This window comes from Microcoleus sp. B7-D4 (genome assembly GCF_036705125.1).
In the GTDB taxonomy this organism is placed as follows: domain Bacteria; phylum Cyanobacteriota; class Cyanobacteriia; order Cyanobacteriales; family Microcoleaceae; genus Microcoleus.
Genome location: NZ_JAUBTT010000009.1, coordinates 79,961 through 99,743, shown reverse-complemented (window position 1 = coordinate 99,743; position 19,783 = coordinate 79,961). Strand labels below are relative to the sequence as shown.

The 19,783-nt window shown below is 45.5% G+C and carries 17 protein-coding genes; 9 read left to right on the top strand and 8 right to left on the bottom strand.

The genetic code is table 11. The features are described from left to right. The first annotated feature begins 84 nt into the window (after positions 1 to 84). From QUB12_RS05675 to QUB12_RS05650, 6 genes are all read left to right on the top strand, one after another. On the top strand, positions 85 to 1,197 hold the full coding sequence (locus tag QUB12_RS05675; RefSeq protein ID WP_333305880.1) for a DUF262 domain-containing protein: 1,113 nt from the start codon (positions 85 to 87) through the stop codon (positions 1,195 to 1,197). Next, entirely contained in the window at positions 1,194 to 1,844 is a 651-nt protein-coding gene (locus tag QUB12_RS05670; RefSeq protein ID WP_333305877.1) for an MAE_28990/MAE_18760 family HEPN-like nuclease, read from the top strand. The genes QUB12_RS05675 and QUB12_RS05670 overlap by 4 nt, the downstream gene beginning before the upstream one ends. Before the next feature lie 168 nt (positions 1,845 to 2,012). Continuing rightward, a complete protein-coding gene (locus QUB12_RS05665; protein WP_333305875.1) occupies positions 2,013 to 2,429 on the top strand; it encodes a VOC family protein in 417 nt (138 codons plus the stop codon). Between the two features lie 67 nt (positions 2,430 to 2,496). Next, positions 2,497 to 3,093 carry a Uma2 family endonuclease gene (locus QUB12_RS05660; protein ID WP_333305873.1) on the top strand — a complete coding sequence of 199 codons (597 nt, stop codon included), beginning with the start codon at positions 2,497 to 2,499 and terminating at the stop codon, positions 3,091 to 3,093. A gap of 154 nt (positions 3,094 to 3,247) precedes the next feature. Then, a complete protein-coding gene (locus QUB12_RS05655; protein WP_333305871.1) occupies positions 3,248 to 4,447 on the top strand; it encodes an FAD-dependent monooxygenase in 1,200 nt (399 codons plus the stop codon). 32 nt (positions 4,448 to 4,479) lie between these two features. Further along, positions 4,480 to 5,292, top strand: a complete 813-nt coding sequence (locus QUB12_RS05650) for an alpha/beta hydrolase (protein ID WP_333305869.1) — start codon at positions 4,480 to 4,482, stop codon at positions 5,290 to 5,292. Positions 5,293 to 5,446: 154 nt separating this feature from the next. Here the strand turns inward: QUB12_RS05650 and QUB12_RS05645 are convergent, their stop codons facing one another. The 4 genes from QUB12_RS05645 to QUB12_RS05630 form a co-directional block, all read right to left on the bottom strand. Then, positions 5,447 to 5,989 carry a hypothetical protein gene (locus QUB12_RS05645; protein ID WP_333138208.1) on the bottom strand — a complete coding sequence of 181 codons (543 nt, stop codon included), beginning with the start codon at positions 5,987 to 5,989 and terminating at the stop codon, positions 5,447 to 5,449. Positions 5,990 to 6,186: 197 nt separating this feature from the next. Next, positions 6,187 to 8,874, bottom strand: coding sequence for a ParA family protein (locus tag QUB12_RS05640; RefSeq protein ID WP_333138209.1), 2,688 nt, complete (start codon positions 8,872 to 8,874; stop codon positions 6,187 to 6,189). A 10-nt stretch (positions 8,875 to 8,884) separates the two neighbouring features. Next, positions 8,885 to 9,319 carry a hypothetical protein gene (locus tag QUB12_RS05635; RefSeq protein ID WP_333138210.1) on the bottom strand — a complete coding sequence of 145 codons (435 nt, stop codon included), beginning with the start codon at positions 9,317 to 9,319 and terminating at the stop codon, positions 8,885 to 8,887. A gap of 262 nt (positions 9,320 to 9,581) precedes the next feature. Then, positions 9,582 to 9,869: a hypothetical protein gene (locus QUB12_RS05630; RefSeq protein WP_333138212.1), complete on the bottom strand. Its 288-nt coding sequence runs from the start codon at positions 9,867 to 9,869 to the stop codon at positions 9,582 to 9,584. Positions 9,870 to 10,417: 548 nt separating this feature from the next. On the opposite strand from QUB12_RS05630, the gene QUB12_RS05625 reads away from it, so the two are divergent. Then, positions 10,418 to 13,186, top strand: a complete 2,769-nt coding sequence (locus QUB12_RS05625; protein WP_333305866.1) for a DUF3536 domain-containing protein — start codon at positions 10,418 to 10,420, stop codon at positions 13,184 to 13,186. Between the two features lie 646 nt (positions 13,187 to 13,832). After that, the gene (locus QUB12_RS05620; RefSeq protein WP_333057518.1) at positions 13,833 to 14,066 is read left to right on the top strand and encodes a ferredoxin-thioredoxin reductase variable chain; all 234 of its coding nucleotides are present in this window, start codon (positions 13,833 to 13,835) and stop codon (positions 14,064 to 14,066) included. A 284-nt stretch (positions 14,067 to 14,350) separates the two neighbouring features. Here the strand turns inward: QUB12_RS05620 and QUB12_RS05615 are convergent, their stop codons facing one another. The 4 genes from QUB12_RS05615 to QUB12_RS05600 form a co-directional block, all read right to left on the bottom strand. Continuing rightward, the gene (locus QUB12_RS05615) at positions 14,351 to 14,584 is read right to left on the bottom strand and encodes a hypothetical protein (RefSeq protein ID WP_242722513.1); all 234 of its coding nucleotides are present in this window, start codon (positions 14,582 to 14,584) and stop codon (positions 14,351 to 14,353) included. Between the two features lie 454 nt (positions 14,585 to 15,038). After that, entirely contained in the window at positions 15,039 to 15,833 is a 795-nt protein-coding gene (locus QUB12_RS05610; protein WP_333305864.1) for a YdcF family protein, read from the bottom strand. A 211-nt stretch (positions 15,834 to 16,044) separates the two neighbouring features. Continuing rightward, positions 16,045 to 16,371, bottom strand: a complete 327-nt coding sequence (locus tag QUB12_RS05605; RefSeq protein WP_333305861.1) for a hypothetical protein — start codon at positions 16,369 to 16,371, stop codon at positions 16,045 to 16,047. A gap of 86 nt (positions 16,372 to 16,457) precedes the next feature. Further along, on the bottom strand, positions 16,458 to 18,017 hold the full coding sequence (locus QUB12_RS05600) for an AAA family ATPase (RefSeq protein WP_333305859.1): 1,560 nt from the start codon (positions 18,015 to 18,017) through the stop codon (positions 16,458 to 16,460). A gap of 152 nt (positions 18,018 to 18,169) precedes the next feature. Between QUB12_RS05600 and QUB12_RS05595 the strand changes: the two genes are divergently transcribed. Further along, positions 18,170 to 19,186 carry an adenosine kinase gene (locus tag QUB12_RS05595; RefSeq protein WP_333305857.1) on the top strand — a complete coding sequence of 339 codons (1,017 nt, stop codon included), beginning with the start codon at positions 18,170 to 18,172 and terminating at the stop codon, positions 19,184 to 19,186. Positions 19,187 to 19,783 lie beyond the last annotated feature (597 nt).

Here is a 19,783-nt window from a genome sequence, read left to right as displayed (position 1 = left end):
TCAGATATTCGTTCAGTGATATAATCTTTAAATATTGCCATTCTGCAAGTATAGCTATACATAATACTTAGGACTGCTTCAGCCATGCCTCTACAAGAAGAGATTGACAAAACAAGGCAAGAAATTCGGACAGATAGCTACTCAATGTCTATTGGCGAGTGGATCAGTCTTTATGAGAGTAAGGAAATCGATATTCACCCAGAGTTTCAAAGGTTTTTTCGTTGGTCGGATTCTCAAAAATCCAGGTTTATAGAATCAATTCTTTTAGGTATACCGATTCCACCAATTTTTGTCAGTCAAAGAGATGATGGGATTTGGGATGTGATCGATGGTTTGCAGAGACTCTCAACCATATATGAATTTGTAGGTATTTTGAAACCAGACAATCGAGAGCAAGATACATTTTCTGCTGTCGCCTTACAAGAAACTACTTACTTACCTTCGTTAAAAGGTAAAAAATGGAACGATCCTGACGATAAAGATAACTCTTTAACTCAGGCGCAGCGTTTATTGATAAAAAGAACCAAAATATACGTCAATATTGTTGCAAAAGAAAGTGATGAAATGATTAAGTATGAGCTTTTTCAGCGGCTGAATACAGGAGGATCGATTGCTACACCGCAAGAAGTAAGAAATGGCATTCTTTTAATGTTGAATAAGAATTTATATAATTTAATGCGTTCACTTGCCGATCGGGAGTCATTTAAAAGCTGCATTGCTTTGAGCGATAGACTTTATGAAGAACAGTATGATATGGAATTAGTATTGCGTTTTATTCTTTTCTTCGATCGAGATTATGCAAGTATTCAAACGCTGGGCGGTGATGTTAGCGAGTTCCTAACGGCTAGAATGCGTGAAATGGCTATTAAAAAAGATTTGGATAGCACCCACATAGAGAGAGCGTTTGATGTGACCTTCAATATGCTTAATGAAGCTATGGGAGACGATAGCTTCAAGCGATATAAATCGGAAAATGATAAATTCCTAGGAGGCTTTCTCTTATCGGCCTATGAGGTAATAGCATTAGGAATTGGATACAACTATCAAAATCCGGTTCTAACAGACCAATTACCTAATCGTATAAAAAGTATTTGGTCAAATCAAACTTATAAAAAGTGGTCGGGAGCTGGACTGAATGCAGCAAGACGCTTACCGTATCTTATTCCGCTTGGTAGAAAGGTCTTTTCCCCTTCATGAGCATCCGAACAGCGGAACAATTAAGCGATAGATTGGCAACGGATCTTGCTTGGCGAAAGAAGGAACTGTCAGAAATGAAATCTTTGATAGAAGCGAAAAATGTTTCTGACCAAAGACATAAAGTATTAGTTCGGAGTGGAGTATGTATTCTCTATTCCCATTGGGAAGGTTTTGTCAAGCTAGCAGCCAACTCTTATCTAGAATATGTTATCTCAAAAAAGCTTACGTATCAGGAGCTTTCTAGTAATTTTTTAGCTTTGGCCATGAAAGACAAACTTAAAGAGGCAAAAGAGACACATAAGCCATCATTGTATATACCTGTTTGTGAGTTCTTTCTTTCCGAATTAAATCAGAGATGTATCCTACCTAAAGATGTAATATCTACTGCATCGAATTTATCTTCTGAGATTTTAAAAGAAATAACTTATATTCTCGGAATTGACTTTTCAATATATTCTACTAAATCGGTATTAATTGATACCAAGCTTTTAAAGACAAGGAACGAAATTGCCCACGGTAATTATTTGGTGTTTGATAGGGAGGAATATCTAGAGCTACACAGAGAAATTATAGGAATGCTCGATATATTTCGTACCGAGATAGAAAATGCTGCTATTCAGGAAAAATTTAGGCGGGATTCACCTTAGATAATGACAACAGGAGCCAATAATTATCAGCCATATCAAGAAAACTAGATTTTTTCAAAAAAGAAATCGATCTGAAAGCTGCAAAGTGGCGCTCATCTCATTAAAATTATGATATTGGAAGTGGCAATTATTGATGCTAAGCCTAATATGACTGGAGCAACATAACATATGAGTGATATCGGTCTCACACACATCGCACTGCCCGTTTCTGATGTCGATCGCAGTATTGAATTCTACTCCAACTATGCTGGAATGCAGGTCGTCCACCGCCGCATTGATGCCAAAGCAGGTGTTGCTGTGGTCTGGCTTTCTGACTGCACTCGCCCTTTTGTAATTGTGCTAATTCAAACAGACTCCGTACATCCCGTTCTGTCTCCCTTGGCACACCTGGGAGTAGGTTGCAAAAGTCGCGAATATATGGACGAACTCTGCGACAAAGCACGTCAAGAAGGTGTGCTGCTTGAAGAACCAAAAGATTCTGGATATCCGATCGGCTACTGGGCTTTTTTGCGAGACCCAGACGGTCACACGCTGGAACTATCCTACGGGCAAGAAATCGGATTTACAGTGGAGAAAGCTACTTAAAGTTATAATAAACAAATCGCCCTCCAAACCCGATCGTTTCTCATCTGGAAATAGACTGGAGAATCAAATGACCGCAGCAATCATCGCACCACCCAGAAAAGAATCACCTCTTCTGTTTGAGGGACTCACTTGGAGAGAGTTCAAAGCAGTTGAGCAATTGTTAGACCGTCCAGGATATCGACTTTCTTTCCTGGATGGAGTTTTGGAGATTAAACTAATGCCTGGAGAACCCCACGAAACCGTTAAAGAAAGAATTGGTGCATTGTTGGAGCTTTACCTGCTGATGGCGGGGTTTGACTTTACTCCAACTGGCTCAATGACTCTGGAAAGTGAAACGGGTAAAGTCAAGCGAGAGGCCGATAAATCTTATAAACTTGCTCCCGGTCGTAGGCTACCCGATTTGGCGCTCGAAATCGTGTTTTCCAGTGGCGGGATCGACAAGCTGGAGGCATACAAGCGGCTGAAAATTCCTGAAGTGTGGTTTTGGGAAGATGGATTGTTAGAGGTTTATCACCTGCGGGGAGAGGGGAATACACTTCATTATGAAAAGGTTTCCAGTAGTGAGGAGGTGAAAGGGATCGATTTGGATTTGTTGTTGCGCTGCATCAATATGGTGAATCATGTTGATGCAGTTAAGACTTTTCAACAGGCACTCCAAAAATAGCTGGGATTAAGAGACTTCTCCAAAAAAGCAGGTTTTGAACAGGCAGGATGCCTGTTCCACGATAATTATGGGAGATGTCTAATAGATCGTCGCGCACCCTTTAACCACCTCTGTTCGCATCTCAATATCCGCAACAAGCAATGAAAAATACCAAATGACACAAGTTGTAATTGTCGGATCGGGGCCAACTGGTGCGGCACTTGCTTTGCTGCTGGTAAAACGAGGTATTCGCACAACATTGATTGAGGCTGCAAAAGATTCGTATCGAGTGTTTCGCGGTGAAGGGTTAATGCCCAGCGGATTGGATGCGATCGCCCAAATGGGTTTATCCACTATCCTAGAAGGTGTTCCACACCGACAAATTGATGCCTGGGAGTTCGTTGTTGGCGATCGGCAACTATTTCGAGTTGATGAGCCAATGGGGTCAAATCGACCTTGTACGCTGGTATCGCAACCGCCTTTGCTAGAAACACTAATTTCAGAAGCTCAGTTGCATCCAGAGTTTGAATTTATCTCAGGTGTTCCCGTAAAAGATTTACTGTACAGCAACGATCGCATTGCGGGTGTAAAGCTAGGAGAGGGGCGAGAGATTCCTGCTGCACTTGTGATTGGTACAGATGGTAGAAACTCGGTTGTACGACAACGTGCAGAATTAGAGTTAGTAAAACAGCAGAATAGTATAGATGTTCTGTGGTTTAAACTTGCCGCTCATCCTCGGTTTGTGGCGGATAATGTATTTTATTCCATCCTGAATGGCGGTAGCGGATTTAGTGTCTTTCATGGGGCAGAATCAGGAAAACTTCATCTGGCTTGGGTGCTATCGGCAGATGACAAAACGGATCGGAAAGACACAGACTGGGCAGAAACTTTCGCATCGCTATCTCCTGCGTGGATGGCAGAACATTTCCGCAACTGTGCCGATACGATCGAATCTCCGATGCGATTATCTGTTGTGGTTGGTCGCTGTCCGCGCTGGCATCGACCAGGAATCATACTTTTGGGGGATGCTGCACATCCCATGTCTCCGGTTCGCGCTCAAGGAATTAACATGGCGTTCCGCGATGTAATTGTTGCGGCCAATCACCTTGTACCTTTATTGAAAGCAGGGGCTAATTATGAGGATATTGACTTAGCATTATCGCGGATTCAGGCAGAACGCGAACCCGAAATTATTCGCGCCCAACAACTTCAAGCACAAGAAGCGTGGAAAGGCGAACAACTGCGAAAAAATGGATTGTTGCGTTTATTGATGATGCAAACTGCTCCGTTTTTGGGTGAAAAAATTAAACAATTTTGGGTGAAAGGACAGTATGAATTGCGCCAAGGAGTAACAGAGGTAAAATTGGTTGTGTGAAAAGAGGAAATTCACAATTAGGAGAAAATTTTATGCGATCGACAACTATCAAAGGACCGATCGGCACTATTCACATCATCGAAGCCAGCCGCCCTGTCACCGCTGGGGAGTCGGAACCGCTGCCGGTGGTGTTCGTGCACGGTATGACGGTTTCTGCGAGCATCTGGGATGCCCAGCTTGCCCATGTCGCCCTTACCCGAGGCGCGATCGCCCTTGATATGCGGGGACACGGTGATTCTGCACCGCCGGAGGACGGCAACTATGCGCCCGCCTCCTGTGCAGCGGATGTTTTCGCGGTACTGGATGGGCTGGGACTCGATCGAGTGGCGATCGTCGGGCACAGTTTCGGTGCTTGTATTGCCCTCGCCACAGCAGCAGCCGCACCGCACCGCATCGCGCAGTTGATCCTGGCAGACCCACCTGGAGACTTTACCAAGGTTCCTGCAGAGGTGTACGAACTGATCGTCCCCTTCCAGAGGGCTCTGGAGACGGAGGATTGGCGCGCTGCTGTGGAAACCAGCTTCAACGAGGCACTGACAGGAAGCAGGGCCCATACGCGCGATCGGATTCTCGCTTGGTTGGCTGCGACTCCACAGGATTGTCTGTTTGGAATGTATCGCGAGATGTTTGCTTTTGACGCAGTGGATGCTCTCGATCGCTACCTAGCAGCCCCTGGAACACGGGCCCACGCCATTATTGCTCCCTCAAACAATTTTCCCTTCAGCCTCCACATCCTCCGTCCCACACTGACGACAACTACGATCGCCGATACTGGACACTGGCTGATGCTGGATGCGCCAGAAGCCTTTGCTAGGGAACTTGATATCTGTTTGGAAGGTGTTTAATATATAGCCTTTCTCAGTAGCATGAGGTGTTCTTGGGCATTGGGCATTGGGCATTGGGCATTGGGCATTGGGCATTAGGCATTGGGCATTGGGCATTGGAAGAGTACCTTACTTTCCTGAGAACCGCTATAGATTTCGACAAAATCTGTTAGTTTTACCACAATTCATCGAGAGTTAAGTTGTGGGGGTTTTTGAGGATGAAGGCGTTGTTGTCTTTGATTAAGTCACCGCTACAGAGAATCGGTAAGCGTTCTTGATAAGCTTTAATCGCCAGGATATAATCTTTGTCTGCAAGTGAAGTTTGAATTTTTTGCAATTTGGCAACTACAAGGCCGATGAGAGTAATTTCACCACTTAATTTTTGGGTATTTGGGGTGTGAATTTGCATAACAATTCCCTGAATTATCGTGTTGGGAATGCGGGTAAGCAGTTCGCTTAAAATTTCAATCTGAGGGCGATTTTCTGCGTTTTCTAGGGTTTGAATTGCTTGGCTGATACGCGCTCCATAATCTCGGAGATTTTGCCGATTAGGTAGCAATATTTCTAATTCTTCTCCGTCGGCTGTTGGTTTGTGCCAAAGTGTGGCATTATCTAAGAAAGGTTGGTCTTGATGCCAGCCGTGAGTTTGTAAGTAATTTCTCAGTTGATTTAGCTCGATGGTTTCGAGAGTTTGGCGATCTTTTACGGTGAATTTCATGGTTGGACTCCTTGGCTCATTCCCTCCATAATTGACTGAAGGGCGGCGACTGTGTGGTGAATTGAAATGTTGAGATGACTGGAAGCTACTTGTCAATAAAATATTATCGCGAACATTTTAATCAATCCCTCTTTAAAAATGTTTTTTTGTAAAAGGTGAGGGTTAGTAACTATAAGTTCATTCACAAGCATAATTTACTACTTCGTCCCTGTACGAATCATCTTGAAACCATACACATAAATATCAGGAAACCCGTAACGGTTTTCTTTATGGCGCCATTTAGCCAGACCAATTTCAGTTAAAAAACTGGCAAATTCATCAAAATCAGGATATCTTTCCTGTGCGCTTTTCTCCCATGCGTACTCAAGTAGTTGTCTGCTAGGTAAAGCGGGAATACCTTCTAAAGCTTCAAAAAATTGACATAAGTCAGGATATTCTTGTTTAATTGCATCACAACGTTCATCTGATGCCTTTTCTAAACCAATTTCCAGAGATGCTCCCCGAAGTAAACGATCACTAGGAGCCTTAACTGATGTTTGTCCCTTGTAAGTTAGCTCATGCTCTTTTGCTCCTTGAAGCAAGGCACTTAAGCTGCGGGGAAAGGCAGTACCATTTAAGTCTGATAAACGTTCGTAAACCCATCTATAAACATATTTAGCTTTTTTTCCTGTTCTTCGACGTATTCCCCACAATAAGTCTAGGGCGCGGTTTAAGGTTTCTTCATTAGCATTATCAATATTTTCAACAGGTGAAGAACGATCTACTAAATCTTTAAAATCTCGTGCTTGCGTGGCTTGGCGAAGGGCTAACCGCAAGAAATCTACCCTTGTCCACTTCAAAAAGAGATCGCGTCCATTGAAGTGACTTTTATTGTCAAAGTTCAAACGATTCCAAATGTCTTCTCGCAGAAATATTTTAAAGCGAATAGATGTTAAGCGACGGGCATCACAAGCTTGAATAAGTTGAAATAAACCACTTAAAGCTTGCTGTCTAACTCCCTCTCTTTCGGGGAAGTCTTCATCTAAATCGTCGTATAAAAGCCAAAGTGTTTGATTTTTCTCCCGTTGCTGTTCGTTCAGAATATCTAAGACATCCGGCAAAACAAGTATCAACTGTGAATCAGTTGATAATTCAATTAAGGCTTTAGTATGTTCAGCCTTCCAGTTTTCTTCCGGCAGTCCCTTCAATATGTTGCGTAGACTTTCAAATTTAGGTTTTTGACTCCCTTTCTCCGGCAGTTTTAAATAATTTTCTTGATCTACTCGAAATATCAGGTATGCTCGCCAAAATGCCTCCCAAGTTCCCTCATTATCTTTTAAATTTCGCTGGATAATTTGAAATTCGCTGCGTGTTGGGCGACTGGTCTGGGATGCACCATGACCGGAGAGGAAGATTACAGAATCTAATCGGCCACGAGCTAGCTGTCGAGCCTTATCCTCATGTTCTAATAAAAGTAAATAAAGAGCCGTTTTCCCAGTTCCTTTTCTACCTCGAATGAGGCAAGTTGTTTCGTCTAAAAATTTGTCAAAATTAGGAGTTTTCTGAAATAGACCCAGAAGATTTGAGCTGGGATCAGCAGCATTTAAGGCTGGGAATTGAAGGCTTTCAATAATTTTCCAGCGTTGTTCTGTATCTGTTGCTGCTAGAATTTCCTGTGAGCGAATTTGAATAGTTTCTTCATCTATTAAGTTAGCAATTCGATTGTAGTAATCCAACAAACCTGTTACAGGATGATTATCGGCTAGAGCAATTGATGGCAGGTAAGGAACAATTAATGGTTCTGCTATTTCAGATTGAGACTCATCTGAGTCATCACCATTTTCATTCAGTTCATCTTGATCTATTTCGCCCTCAATGACTTTGCGTAAAAGCTGCCAAACCTCTGTAACTTTAGCCGTTCCACTATTGCTGATATCAGGAACAGGTGAAAACACAAAGTTGATTGATAGCTTGCCAAAAGAATTGAGTGATTTTAGGAGAAGATCAATCCCTTGCCGATTTTGCTCGTTCGGAAACAAAAAAATAATTGCCTCATCAGCAGCTTGAAGTAGAGATAAAGCACCCCATTCATTAATTCCGGTACGCGAATCTACTAAAATAACGTCTGGTTTTAACTGCTCTTGAATTTCTCGACTAAAAATAGACCAGAGAGTTTCACCATTATCAAGAATAGTAGTTGCTCGAAGATCATCAACTTTAGAAATGTAATCAAGACTTAAAGAACCCGCAGGAACAATGAAGAGTCTTCCTGTAGCATCCGGTATTGTAACTTCGCCAAATATCTTGGTGATTAAAACATTTGGTTCTAACTCTTCCGGTAGATAGGATCGTTCATAAAAATAATCTACAATACCGAATTCAGGTAGTGGTTTTAAGCTAAAAGCTGTACTTAAACCTGGTGCTTCTAAATCTAAGTCAACAGCCACAACTTTTCGACCGCGCATAGCCAAAATCCAAGCCACATGGGTTAAGGCAGTGGTTCTACCGACTCCTCCCTTAAAAGAGTAGAATGTTATTGTTCGAGGAATGCGGGGTTCAGGTTGAGGGGATTGAGATTGATTTTGAGGATTTGCCGCCCACAAAGCTAAATCTTGCCAAGTTTGTACTGAACTTCCATTTGTAAGCTGGGGGGCTGACAAATCCAAAGATCTTGCTTCTTCTACTGTATATAAAGAAATAAAACCTGGGGATATTTTAAATTTATGAAGGATGCGATACACTTGCTCTTTTCGCTGTGGGAAAGATAATTCTTTAAAGCGATCACTTATAATCGTTAAATTCAGAAGTCCAGAAGTTGAAATATTTATGTCAGTCCATTCCTGCGGAGTCTGTACATAAATGTCCGTAAGCTCCCGTTTAAGTGATACTTGCCAAGTTTCCTGCATATCTGTGTCCTCAAAGTTTAGTAGCTTGCGTCTGTAACCAACCTATGAGACTATTATATGCTGATAGCCACTGCTTATAGTTTGGCTCATCCGATTGACTACTAGAGTAGCGCATATCTATAAAATGTTGATTGTTGGGATTTTCAACTGTGTTAAGCCATTTCATTACTTGTGGAAACTTTTGCACTCTATCATGAAGCTTATTATGCCGCTTCAAAGCATCTTGAAAACTATGTCCCGGATTAGTAATTGTGTGTTTAGGATTGTTAGAATCAGTTTTCCATTCTCGCTTTGCACTTTTGGGCAGGGAAGCTAAAATCATCGCTTTTAGTAAACATTCTATGGTAATGCCTCCGAAGTGCATGGCGGCTACTTTTCTGTCGGAGTGACAAAGTTTTTCAGTATCCATATGACGTTCTAAAAAAGCAGCTTGGTAATCTTCCATGTTTGCGAAAGGTTTGGTGAACTTGGTAGCTGTAACAAATAAATATCGCCTTTATTAGATGATTACCTAGATATTGAGCCAGCGACATAAAAAGTCAAGTTGGCTACTTCATTGGGTCAATTATATCATTTTTAGGATGACAAGTTGAGCGAATAAAAAAATAATTATTATTTAAACAAAGGTCAGATGGAGCTGGCAAAATATCGTTGATATGGCTTGATGTTTTCATTGTTTCGTCAGTAGGGACTTGCAGTATTTACAGTCAGGGAATTAGATAATACAGTATAACTAATTTCTGGATTAGTCTGATACTTTCCTCCGCAATGTCTGCGATCGCCCCAAAAACGTCCCAATCAGCTTTCGGCAGGACGATAGCAAGAGTACAGCAACCGGGTGCAGCAGACCCCTCCTTCGCCGTCAAATGCAGCATCTTCTCGTCCAAACCCTCCTCCTCCTCCTCCAATGCCTCCGCCTCCGCCCCCACATACCTCTCAGGAGTTAAAACATAACACTTACCGTTTTGCTTTTTTCTTGCCTTTTGACTCCGCACCCGTGTTACAACTCTTCTAGAAAGTACATTTGCAGCAAATCTGCCCCGCCCTAACCCAACCGGCCTAACTTCTCCAGAACTTACGTAAAAAGCACCTAAAGTATGATGCGAAACTCGGGCAATACTCTTATTCTATAAATCGATCGGGCATTAAACCGATATCCACAACCGCTAAGATTTATTGCCAAAAATTAAATCTTTCCGGCGAAAAGTTGCTATTTAATGAATAAGACTTTACAATCCAGCAAGGTAAATGAAACTCTCAATGAGCAGTGCTGCAAGCACTAACCCGAAATGGGTCGCAAGTGCCAAAAAGCAGCAAAAGCTACATTTTTTAACTCTTTCAACAGCAAAGCATTGGCAAAAAAACCAGGGATCGACGGTTGGCATCTTGGAACGAATGCTTTGCTCGCAATACTACAAATGTATCAAAACTTGTCTGCCAAATTTAGCCCTAACCGATGCCTAGCTGTAACTCTTGCTGCGTAAGGTTTCAGTTTCTAATTAGGCTGGTTTTATTGTCTTTAACTACTTGAGGATTCGATCGCATGATTTCGTCTACAACTCAATCCGATGTGCTGCCTTTGCCTTCGCCAACCGTAACGGCTGCAACCCAAACCAGTGTGGCTGCAGCAACTGGGGTGTGCGTGACGGTTCACGGTCACTTTTACCAGCCACCCCGGGAAAACCCTTACCTGGACGCGATCGAACGCCAAGCCAGCGCCTCTCCCGCCCACGACTGGAACGAACGCATTGACATCGAGTGCTACCGCCCGAACGCCTTTGCCCGCATACTTAACGATCGCGGCGAAGTCACGGGGATCGTCAACAACTACGAGTATATGAGCTTCAACATCGGGCCCACCCTGATGAGCTGGCTCGAACGCTACGACGCGGAAGTCTACCAGCGGATTCTGGAGGCCGATCGCAAAAGCTGTCAGCGTCTCAACGGTCACGGCAACGCGATCGCCCAAGTCTACAATCACATCATCATGCCTCTCGCTAACGAGCGAGACAAATACACCCAAATTCGCTGGGGGATCGCTGATTTTCGCTCCCGGTTCGATCGCGATCCCGAAGGAATGTGGCTCGCCGAAACCGCCGTAGACTACGCCACCCTCGAAGTTTTAGTCGCTGAAGGCATCCGCTTCATTGTCTTAGCCCCCTCCCAAGCCGAACGCTGCCGCCCGCTAATCGGGCAAAACCACGAAGGGGAACATGGGCAAAATTCCGAATGGCACGAAGTCGGCGGGGGTCAAATCGATCCGACACGCCCGTACCGCTGCTATTTGAAGCCGGAAATGCGATTGATGGCTGACCACCAACTCTCGCCACTGAGCACTCACCATTTTGGCCGCAGGCACTTCCAAAATTCCGAAGCCCCACCTGCCAACACTCCCTACATCGATATCTTTTTCTACGATGGCCCGATCTCGCGGGATATGGGCTTCAACGACGTTCTCAGCAGCAGCCACCACTTGGTGGGGCGCTTGGGTCAAGCAGTACGGGGAGACCACCGACCGGCTCAATTAATCTGCGTGGCGACGGACGGCGAAACTTTCGGCCACCACAAACACAGTACGGAAAAATGCCTCGCTTACGCCTTCACAGAAGAGTTTCCCCGTCGAGGCTGGACGGTGACGAATTTTGCTCATTATTTAAGTCAAAATCCGAGCGCTTGGGAAGTGGAACTCAAACCGGTGACGGCCTGGAGTTGTTCTCACGGGGTCGATCGCTGGCAAGATGATTGCGGCTGCGGTGGTGGTGGCGAGTGGAACCAAAAATGGCGCCGCCCTCTGCGGGATACTCTCAATTGGCTGCGCGATCGACTGATTCCGATTTACGAAGAAGCAGGGCGCAAGCTGTTGAGCGATCCCTGGAAAGCTAGAGATGAATATATTGAGGTCATCCGGGATCGATCGCCCGCTAACGTTGACAGTTTCCTCCAACGCCATCAAGTGCGCCCCCTCGATGCCGGAGAACAGGTGGATGCCCTGCGACTGCTGGAAATGCAGCGCCACACCCTGTTAATGTTCACTAGCTGCGGCTGGTTTTTTGAAGAAATCTCGCGGCCCGAAGGCGTGCAAATTCTGCGCTACGCGGCCCGGGCGCTGGAATTGGCGGGCGAAGTTACCGGCATCCAGCTAGAAAAGGATTTTGTCGCTCAACTAGCCCTCGTACCCAGCAACGTTGACTATTTCAAAACAGGGGCCGAAGTTTACCGCAAACTTGTGGTGACAGCCCAAATTAGTCTCAGACAAGTGGCAGCCCACTACGCGATCAGTTCTCTGTTTGCCAAATATCCCCGCGAACAGCGAGTTTACTGCTATCAGGCCCTGCAGGAAGATTTCCAAATTCAGCGCATGGGCTCGATGACTCTGGCTGTGGGTCAATTGCAGTTAACCTCGGAAATTACGCGGGAAACAGAGGTTTATGTGTTTGCTGCGTTCCACCTCGGCGGCTGGGACTTCCACTGCTGCATTCAGCCTTTTGGCAGCCGCCGGTCTTACACTATGCTGAAAGAGCGGTTGTTTGGGGTTATGCAAGAAGCTTCGGCGGCCCACGCGATTCTGGAAATGGTGCGGCTGTTTGGGGATCAGTCCTTTAGCTTGCGGGATTTATTCGCTGAGGAACGCCACCGGATCGTGCAGTTGCTGAGTCAGGAAAATTTGACTCGGTTGGATCAGCTTTACACTCAGGTTTACCGCGAAAATTACGGGGTGATGATGGCTTTCCACCGAGACGAGTTGCCGGTGCCGGTAGAGTTGCAGGTGGCTGCTGAGGTGGCTTTGGGACACCGCTGTTTGACGGCGGCCAAGGCGCTGGAAGTGGAAACGGAGGATGTGGAACCGTTGCTGGCCGAAATTGAGGCGATCGCCACTGAAAGCGGCCATCTCCGCTGTCGGTTGAACGTTCCCGAAGTCAAGGAAATTTTGGAAAGGCTGGTTTGGCGATCGCTAGACAGGCTGCTGCAAGCAGGATCGGGCGCGGAGGATCGCTCGCCTGTCAAGTTGGAAGCTGATATCCGCACGATCGAGCGTTTGATTGCGGTGGGCGATCGGCTGAGTCTGGGTTTGTGTTTGGACAAATCGCAGGAACTGTATTTCGATTCTCTGTACAGTCAAATTGTGCCTCTGTGTTTGGGCTGGCTGCAACTGCAAGATGCCTCCGAGGGCGAGAGTGTGGTCGCTGCCGTTGCCTTGGGGATTGCAGGTTCCGGCGCCGGCTGGGACTTGTCTTCAATCCGGCAGTTGCTGGAGTTGGGTCAAACCTTGGCTGTTGATGTTGAGTGTTGGTTAAATCAGTTAAGTAAATAGTTTCTCGATTAGCCAAGGAAATCAATTCCCGCGCTTGAGAATCTGCCCGATCGGGGTTTAAATCCCGATCGGGCCTACGGGTTCAACCGAGAATCATCAACATTTCGGCTGACGTGGATCGTGGCTGGGGATCGAAGCAGCGACAGGGAACCGCCAACTTTGTTTAAGTTTTCGCTCTACTTGTGGGAAGATAAGAAGACTGGCGGCAAAGCGTACAAGTGTTAAGCACCAGTAGGCTTTGCAGAGTTTTGAAGAGAGAACACTAAATATAAGTCTGTCAGTAACTCAGGGCTAAAGCCACTGAGCTTGTAAGAGGAATCAAGCAAGCTGTATTGACCAGCCTAAGTCTTCACTGACTACGTTATTGGGGTCATAACACCGGAAAATGCGACGCTAGTTTTCCGCTCTGTTGTTTACAGTTAAACAGTCTTAAAGTCACTCTCGACAGTGCTGTAAGCGTGACAAGCCCCGATAACCTTGGCGAAGCGAACATTACCCCGAAAAGGAGATTGAGGCAACCATACCTCACCGGAGAGGCAACCATACCTCTCCAACCCCGCAAGGGGATTCAAGGCGGTTGAAACCGCCGAGTCGTTTCCCTCTCAGGGCTGAAGCCACTGAGTTTCCCATATACCGAATGTTTCTTATGAAAGTTGGCGATCGCGTTTGCATTAAAAACTCTGTTGTTGTCTACCACCACCCTGAAAATCGCAGTCAACCATTTGATATTAAGGGTATGGAAGGAGAAGTCGTGGCGATCGTTCACGAATGGCACGGCAGACCTGTCAGTGCCAATTGGCCGGTTCTAGTTCAGTTTGACAAAAAATTTCGAGCTCACTTCAAAGAGGATGAGGTCGAATTGATATCTTCGGAAGTCTAGCTGTCTCAAAAGTTGAAGCCGGAGCCCAAAGACAATATCAAATCCCGTCAGTCGATTTTAGATTTTAGATTTTAGATTTACTCCACAGATGAATCTGGAACCTTGAACTAGGATATAAAATTTTGGGCGGCTAACGACTCCTGTCGGAAAGCAATTATCCGTTTTTGGGCGAGGGTCATATAACTGTTGTAGAGTTTGTAGTGAGGAGTTCAGTTTTTTCTGTGGGTGTTAGTCGATCGGCGCGGCTAAAGTCCTTACTACAAACCATCTTTTTTATTTAACGCTTAATTTTTCGACCGTCCGCGGCTGAACCAACCTAAAATATTCCAATCTCCCTGCATTTTCTGCAATTCCTGCTGATGCTGCTTGGCTGTAGCGTAATACCACTGGCAGTGAAGTTCTAGTTCTTGACGGTACTTAATTTCGTCGTAAAACTCGCGGACAATTTGGTGTCTCTGAAAAATTTCGGCCGCGGGAGTCGGTTCTGGGGCAATGTTTTGCAACTCGTGGGGCAGCATGATTGTTTGGGGGCGACGGTGGCTAATATTTGCTGTAATGACTTTAAGCTAACACACTCAATCAATTTTGGATTTTAGATTTTAGATTTTAGATTTTAGATCGTATCCGTTTGATTGGGAATCTTATCTGATGAAGTTTTGTAGGGGCCGCTTCGCCCAGATATTTGATAAGTATAGACAAATTATACAGCATATTCCATGTATGTGCGGTACACACAATCTTGTAGTAAGTAAGGTGCGTCGCCACCAACAATCTGCAAGTTCCATTTAAAAGGTCGCAGCGACGCACCCTACATATTAAAATCACACAATATAAATTTAGCGGCTACTGTACTTCATCAACCTGGAATATGCTGTATAAACCCGCCCCGCCCCTATAATTGGGATGCAACCGGATTTGATATTAGCTTAAATTCTTCAATCTAAAATCCAAAATCCCAAATATAAAATTCTGTTAAAGCCATCCCCGCAGACGATAAACGATTAAGCCGATGTATTCTTTCAAGGCTTTAGTTGACTGGTTTAACTGATAGGTGTCCGGCAATAAATCCAAGGCGACTGATTGCCAATTGCTTTGGGATGCTGCGATATCCTGCTGCGTTATCTGAAAGTCTGTTGGTGCGGCAATTGCTTTTATTCCCTGACGCTGGAAAATTAACAGCGATCGAGTCATGTGCATCGCCGATGTCACTAGCAAAACCTGCCCTTTTATGCCTTTACCATCTAAAATTTTCCGCACGTTGACCGCATTTTGATAGGTGTTGTGTGAATCGGGGTCTTGCAGAATTGCTGATGCCGGTACACCCATTGTTTGGGCAATTTCTGCCATGTCTGCCGATTCGGGAGGCCCGCCACCTTTCCAATCTACTCTACCGCCGCTGAGAATTAGCAGGGAAGCTTTGCCTTGTTTGTAAAGTCGGGAACCATAGATTATGCGATCGCCCGCTTCCGCTAATTCTACCCAAGGACGGGGAGGTAAAGCTGCTTTGACACCGCCGCCCAAGACGATAATCGCTTCAGCTTGGGGGAGTTCGGCGGTTGGTAAGTTTTGCCATTCGAGCGATCGAACTAACGATTTTGAAACCCAACCGCTACTTCCGAGCAGTAAAATAATTAGAGCCGCAGCAATTGGCGCCGCCGCCCATTTCGGACGCTTCCAAAGTGTTATTAAAGCCGCCATCATTAACAGGCAACTCAACCCCAAAGGATAAATAAACAGTGGCAGGAGTTTCGATAGAAATACAAACATTCAATTGGGAATTTGGCATGGGGAAATTGTACGATCGTGTAGCCGAAGTATTGGGTATTGGGACGAAGGGCATTAGTGAATGTTAACTAATGACTAATGACTAATGACTGTTGACTGTTGACTGTTGACTGTTGACTGTTGACTAATGACTAATGACTAATGACTAATGACTAATGACTAATGACTAATGACTAATGACTAATGACTAAAGCTAGCGACGATCCTCTGGCCCGGACAACCAGTCTAACAATGTAGGAGCTTCACGCCTAGAGGTTTTGCTATATAGTTTGCTCTCCCTTTCCACTACTTCTTTATTGAGGATAGCATCCGAGGTTTTCTCCTTGGAACTTAAATTCGGGTTGAGTAGTAATTCGTTGTGCCACCAAGCGACAATTAAACCTGCTGCCACGCCACCAATGACACCAAGGCCAAGACTCAGGGGTAGCGTACATCCTACTAAGCGAAACCCAACGGTAAACAACACAAACCATATCAGCGCGGGGCTAAACCCCTTGGAGTCTCCGGTAAATTTTGGCATAAGCTGCAAGTTATGTTTGTAATAACAAAGAAAGATATTTACAATATTAGCAGACAATCAAATTGGCAAGGGCGATCGAACTGCAACTACTCCCCACAAATCAAGTTTAATTGTACCTCTAAGTCTTGCGCGGTATCTACAATGTTTACAGAAATTGGCTCTAATTCTGTACAAGGTTCAAAAGCTGCTTGCTGCGAACTCAATAGTTCTGCTGTCGCGTCGGCAATATCGCCCCTGCGCTGTTGCAGTCGTTCTCGCAATACTTCAATTGGTGCGGTGCAGTAAATGATTTGCAGGGGTAAGCCGTGGGATTGAGCCTGATTAATCGCATCGGTTCTCCAGTTTTGGCGATCGAACTTGGCATCTAAAATCACATCCCAACCTCGGTCAGCCAAAATTATCCCCAACTCTAACAATCTACCATAAGTCTGCGCGGTCATTTCATCCGAGTACAAATCTTGCCCTCCGCGTTCATTTAAAGGAATTCCGCCTAAATGTTTGCGAACCGCATCGGATCGAATGTGAATTGCCCCAGTGCGGCGAGCCAAATATCGAGCCGCTGTACTCTTGCCAGAACCCGACAAACCCGACATCAAAGTTAACTTTCCCTGGCGCGGTTTTGTGTATTGCCAAGCCAGTTTATAGTAATGAGCGGCTGTCTGTGAAATCTCTGCTTTGTGGGCTGTTGAAATAGCGGGATCGTCCAACATTAACGAAGTTACTTTTGCTCTAACATAAGCTTGACGACTCAAATACAAAGGCAACAGTTGAAGTCCTTCCCAATCCCCTGTTTGTTCGATGTAAGTATTGAGAAAAGCATTGCCTAAGTCTCTGCGACCGCGCGATTCCAAATCCATTACTGTAAAAGCGACATCGTACATCACATCAACAAAGCGAAAAGGCTCGTTAAATTCAATGCAGTCGAACAGCAATATTTTATCTAGCCAGAATGCTATATTCCGCAAGTGCAAATCTCCGTGGCACTCGCGAATTTTATTATTGCCAATCCGGCGATTAAATAATTCGTGATTTTTGTCAAAAAACGCATCTGTATAATCTTTAGTTTCCTGAAATTGTGCCTGAGTCTGGGGCCCGCCGATATATTTTTGCGAAATCAGGTAATTGTTGTCTATTGCGGCTCGAATCTGACTGACTTCGCCAAATGTGCGAATGTAGCTATTACTAATTGCCGTGCTGTGAAACTTGGCAACTTCCCTCCCTAAGTCTGCCATAACTTGCTCGGTCAACAGTCCGCGTTCCAACAAACTGAGTAACAGCGAATCTTGAGGAAATTCTCGCATTTTCAGCACGTATTCTACAGCAATCTCGCCAGAATTTATAGCAGGTAAGTTGCTGCCCAATTGAAATAAATCTCCAATTTGAACAATTGGCAAAACTTGTAGATAAATTTCCGGTGCAGTGCGTCGGTTCATTAGCAATTCTTCGTTGCAGAAATGCTGCCTTTTATCCAATGTTGAATAGTCTAAAAAGCCAAAATTGACGGGTTTCTTGATTTTGTAAGTATAATCTCCTGTCAGCAGGACAAAGGAAGCGTGAGTCTGAATTAGCTGCACTGGTTCAGTCACCCCGTGCGGGTAAAAACCGGGCTGCAACATTTGCTGGATCAGAGGTGGGAGACAAGTCATAGCGATTTTAGATTTTGGATTTTAGATTTTAGATTGGGGATTTTGGATTGTGAATTTTAGATTTTAAGTTGGGGACTTTAGATTGGGAGTGGGGATGTTGACTTTAATCCGATTTATTATAGAGTTGATAGTTAGTGTAAAAAAAAGCAGCGATGACAGAAAATAATCAAGAATCTGGTTCCGTGGATGTGTTTGGCGTAGGCAATGCCCTTGTAGACATCCTAGCATTGGTGGAAGATGAATTTGTACTCGGCCACGGGCTGAATCGCGGCGGGATGACGCTGATGAATTCGGAAACGCAGGGGGGGATTTTGCACGATTTAGAACACAATTCGCTGCAAATGCGATCGGGGGGTTCGGCGGCAAATACGATGATTGGTTTGGCTCAGAGCGGCGGTAAAGCGTATTATTCGGGGAAGGTTGCTAAGGATACTAACGGCGAATTTTATCGGCAAGATTTGCTGGCGGCGGGGATTGATTTTAACGTGCATCCTGCTGCTGAGTCGAAGGAACCCACTGGTACTTGTGTTGTGCTGACTACGCCGGATGCGGAACGCACGATGTGTACTAATCTGGGGGTTTCTACTACTCTGGCTGCGACTGATATTGATGTCGATCGACTGGCTCACTGCAAGTACAGTTATGTTGAGGGTTATCTTTGGGATGCTCCCGATCCGAGAAAGGCTAGCATTGAGACGATGGAACAGTCTAAGCGTCTGGGTGTGAAGGTGGCTTTTACTTTTTCGGATGGCTTTTTAGTCGATCGATTTGCTGATGATTTTCACAAGGTGGTTTCGGAATATTGCGATGTAATTTTTTGCAATGCTGATGAAGTTCGGAGCTTTTTTAAGGAGGAATCTCTGGAAGAGTGCGCTCGGAAAATGAGCGAGATTTCGGATTTGGCTTTTATCACTAATGGGGATAAAGGCTGCATGGTGGTGGAGAACAAACAGATTGTTGATGTGGCTGGATTTCCGGTAAAGGCGATCGATACTGTGGGTGCTGGGGATGCTTTTGCGGGGGGTGTTTTGTTTGGAATTACTAACGGTTTAAGTTCTACACAAGCGGCTCGCTGGGGCAATTTCTTGGCTTCTAGGGTGGTGCAGATTCATGGGCCGCGTCTGGAGGGTTCTCAGGCTCATCTTTTGAGTGAGGTGATTTCTGGTTAGGAATTGAAAGGGGCGATCGCACTTTTTGTGTTAAGGGCGATCGCGCCAAATATACCTGTAGGGGCAATCCCCCCGTGGTTGCCCTAAGCCGGGGCGGGCACGGGGGCACCGCCCCTACGGTAAAATCGATTGAGTGCCAAATATACCTGTAGGGGCAATCCCCCCGTGGTTGCCCTAAGCCGGGGCGGGCACGGGGCACCGCCCCTACAGTCAAATCGATTGATCACGATCGTCAAGCGGGTAGGCGATCGCGCCAAATATACCTGTAGGGGCAATCCCCCCGTGGTTGCCCCCTCCGCGCTGGCACGATCGTCAAGCGGGTAGGCGATCGCGCCAAATATACCTGTAGGGGCAATCCCCCCGTGGTTGCCCTAAGCCGGGGCGGGTACGATCGTCAAGCGGGTAGGCGATCGCGCCAAATATACCTGTAGGGGCAATCCCCCCGTGGTTGCCCCCTCAGCGCCGGGGCGGGCACGGGGGCACCGCCCCTACAGTCATATCGAATTGAGATCATAATGGCACGATCGTCAAGCGGGTAGGCGATCGCGCCAAATATACCTGTAGGGGCAATCCCCCCGTGGTTGCCCCCTCAGCGCC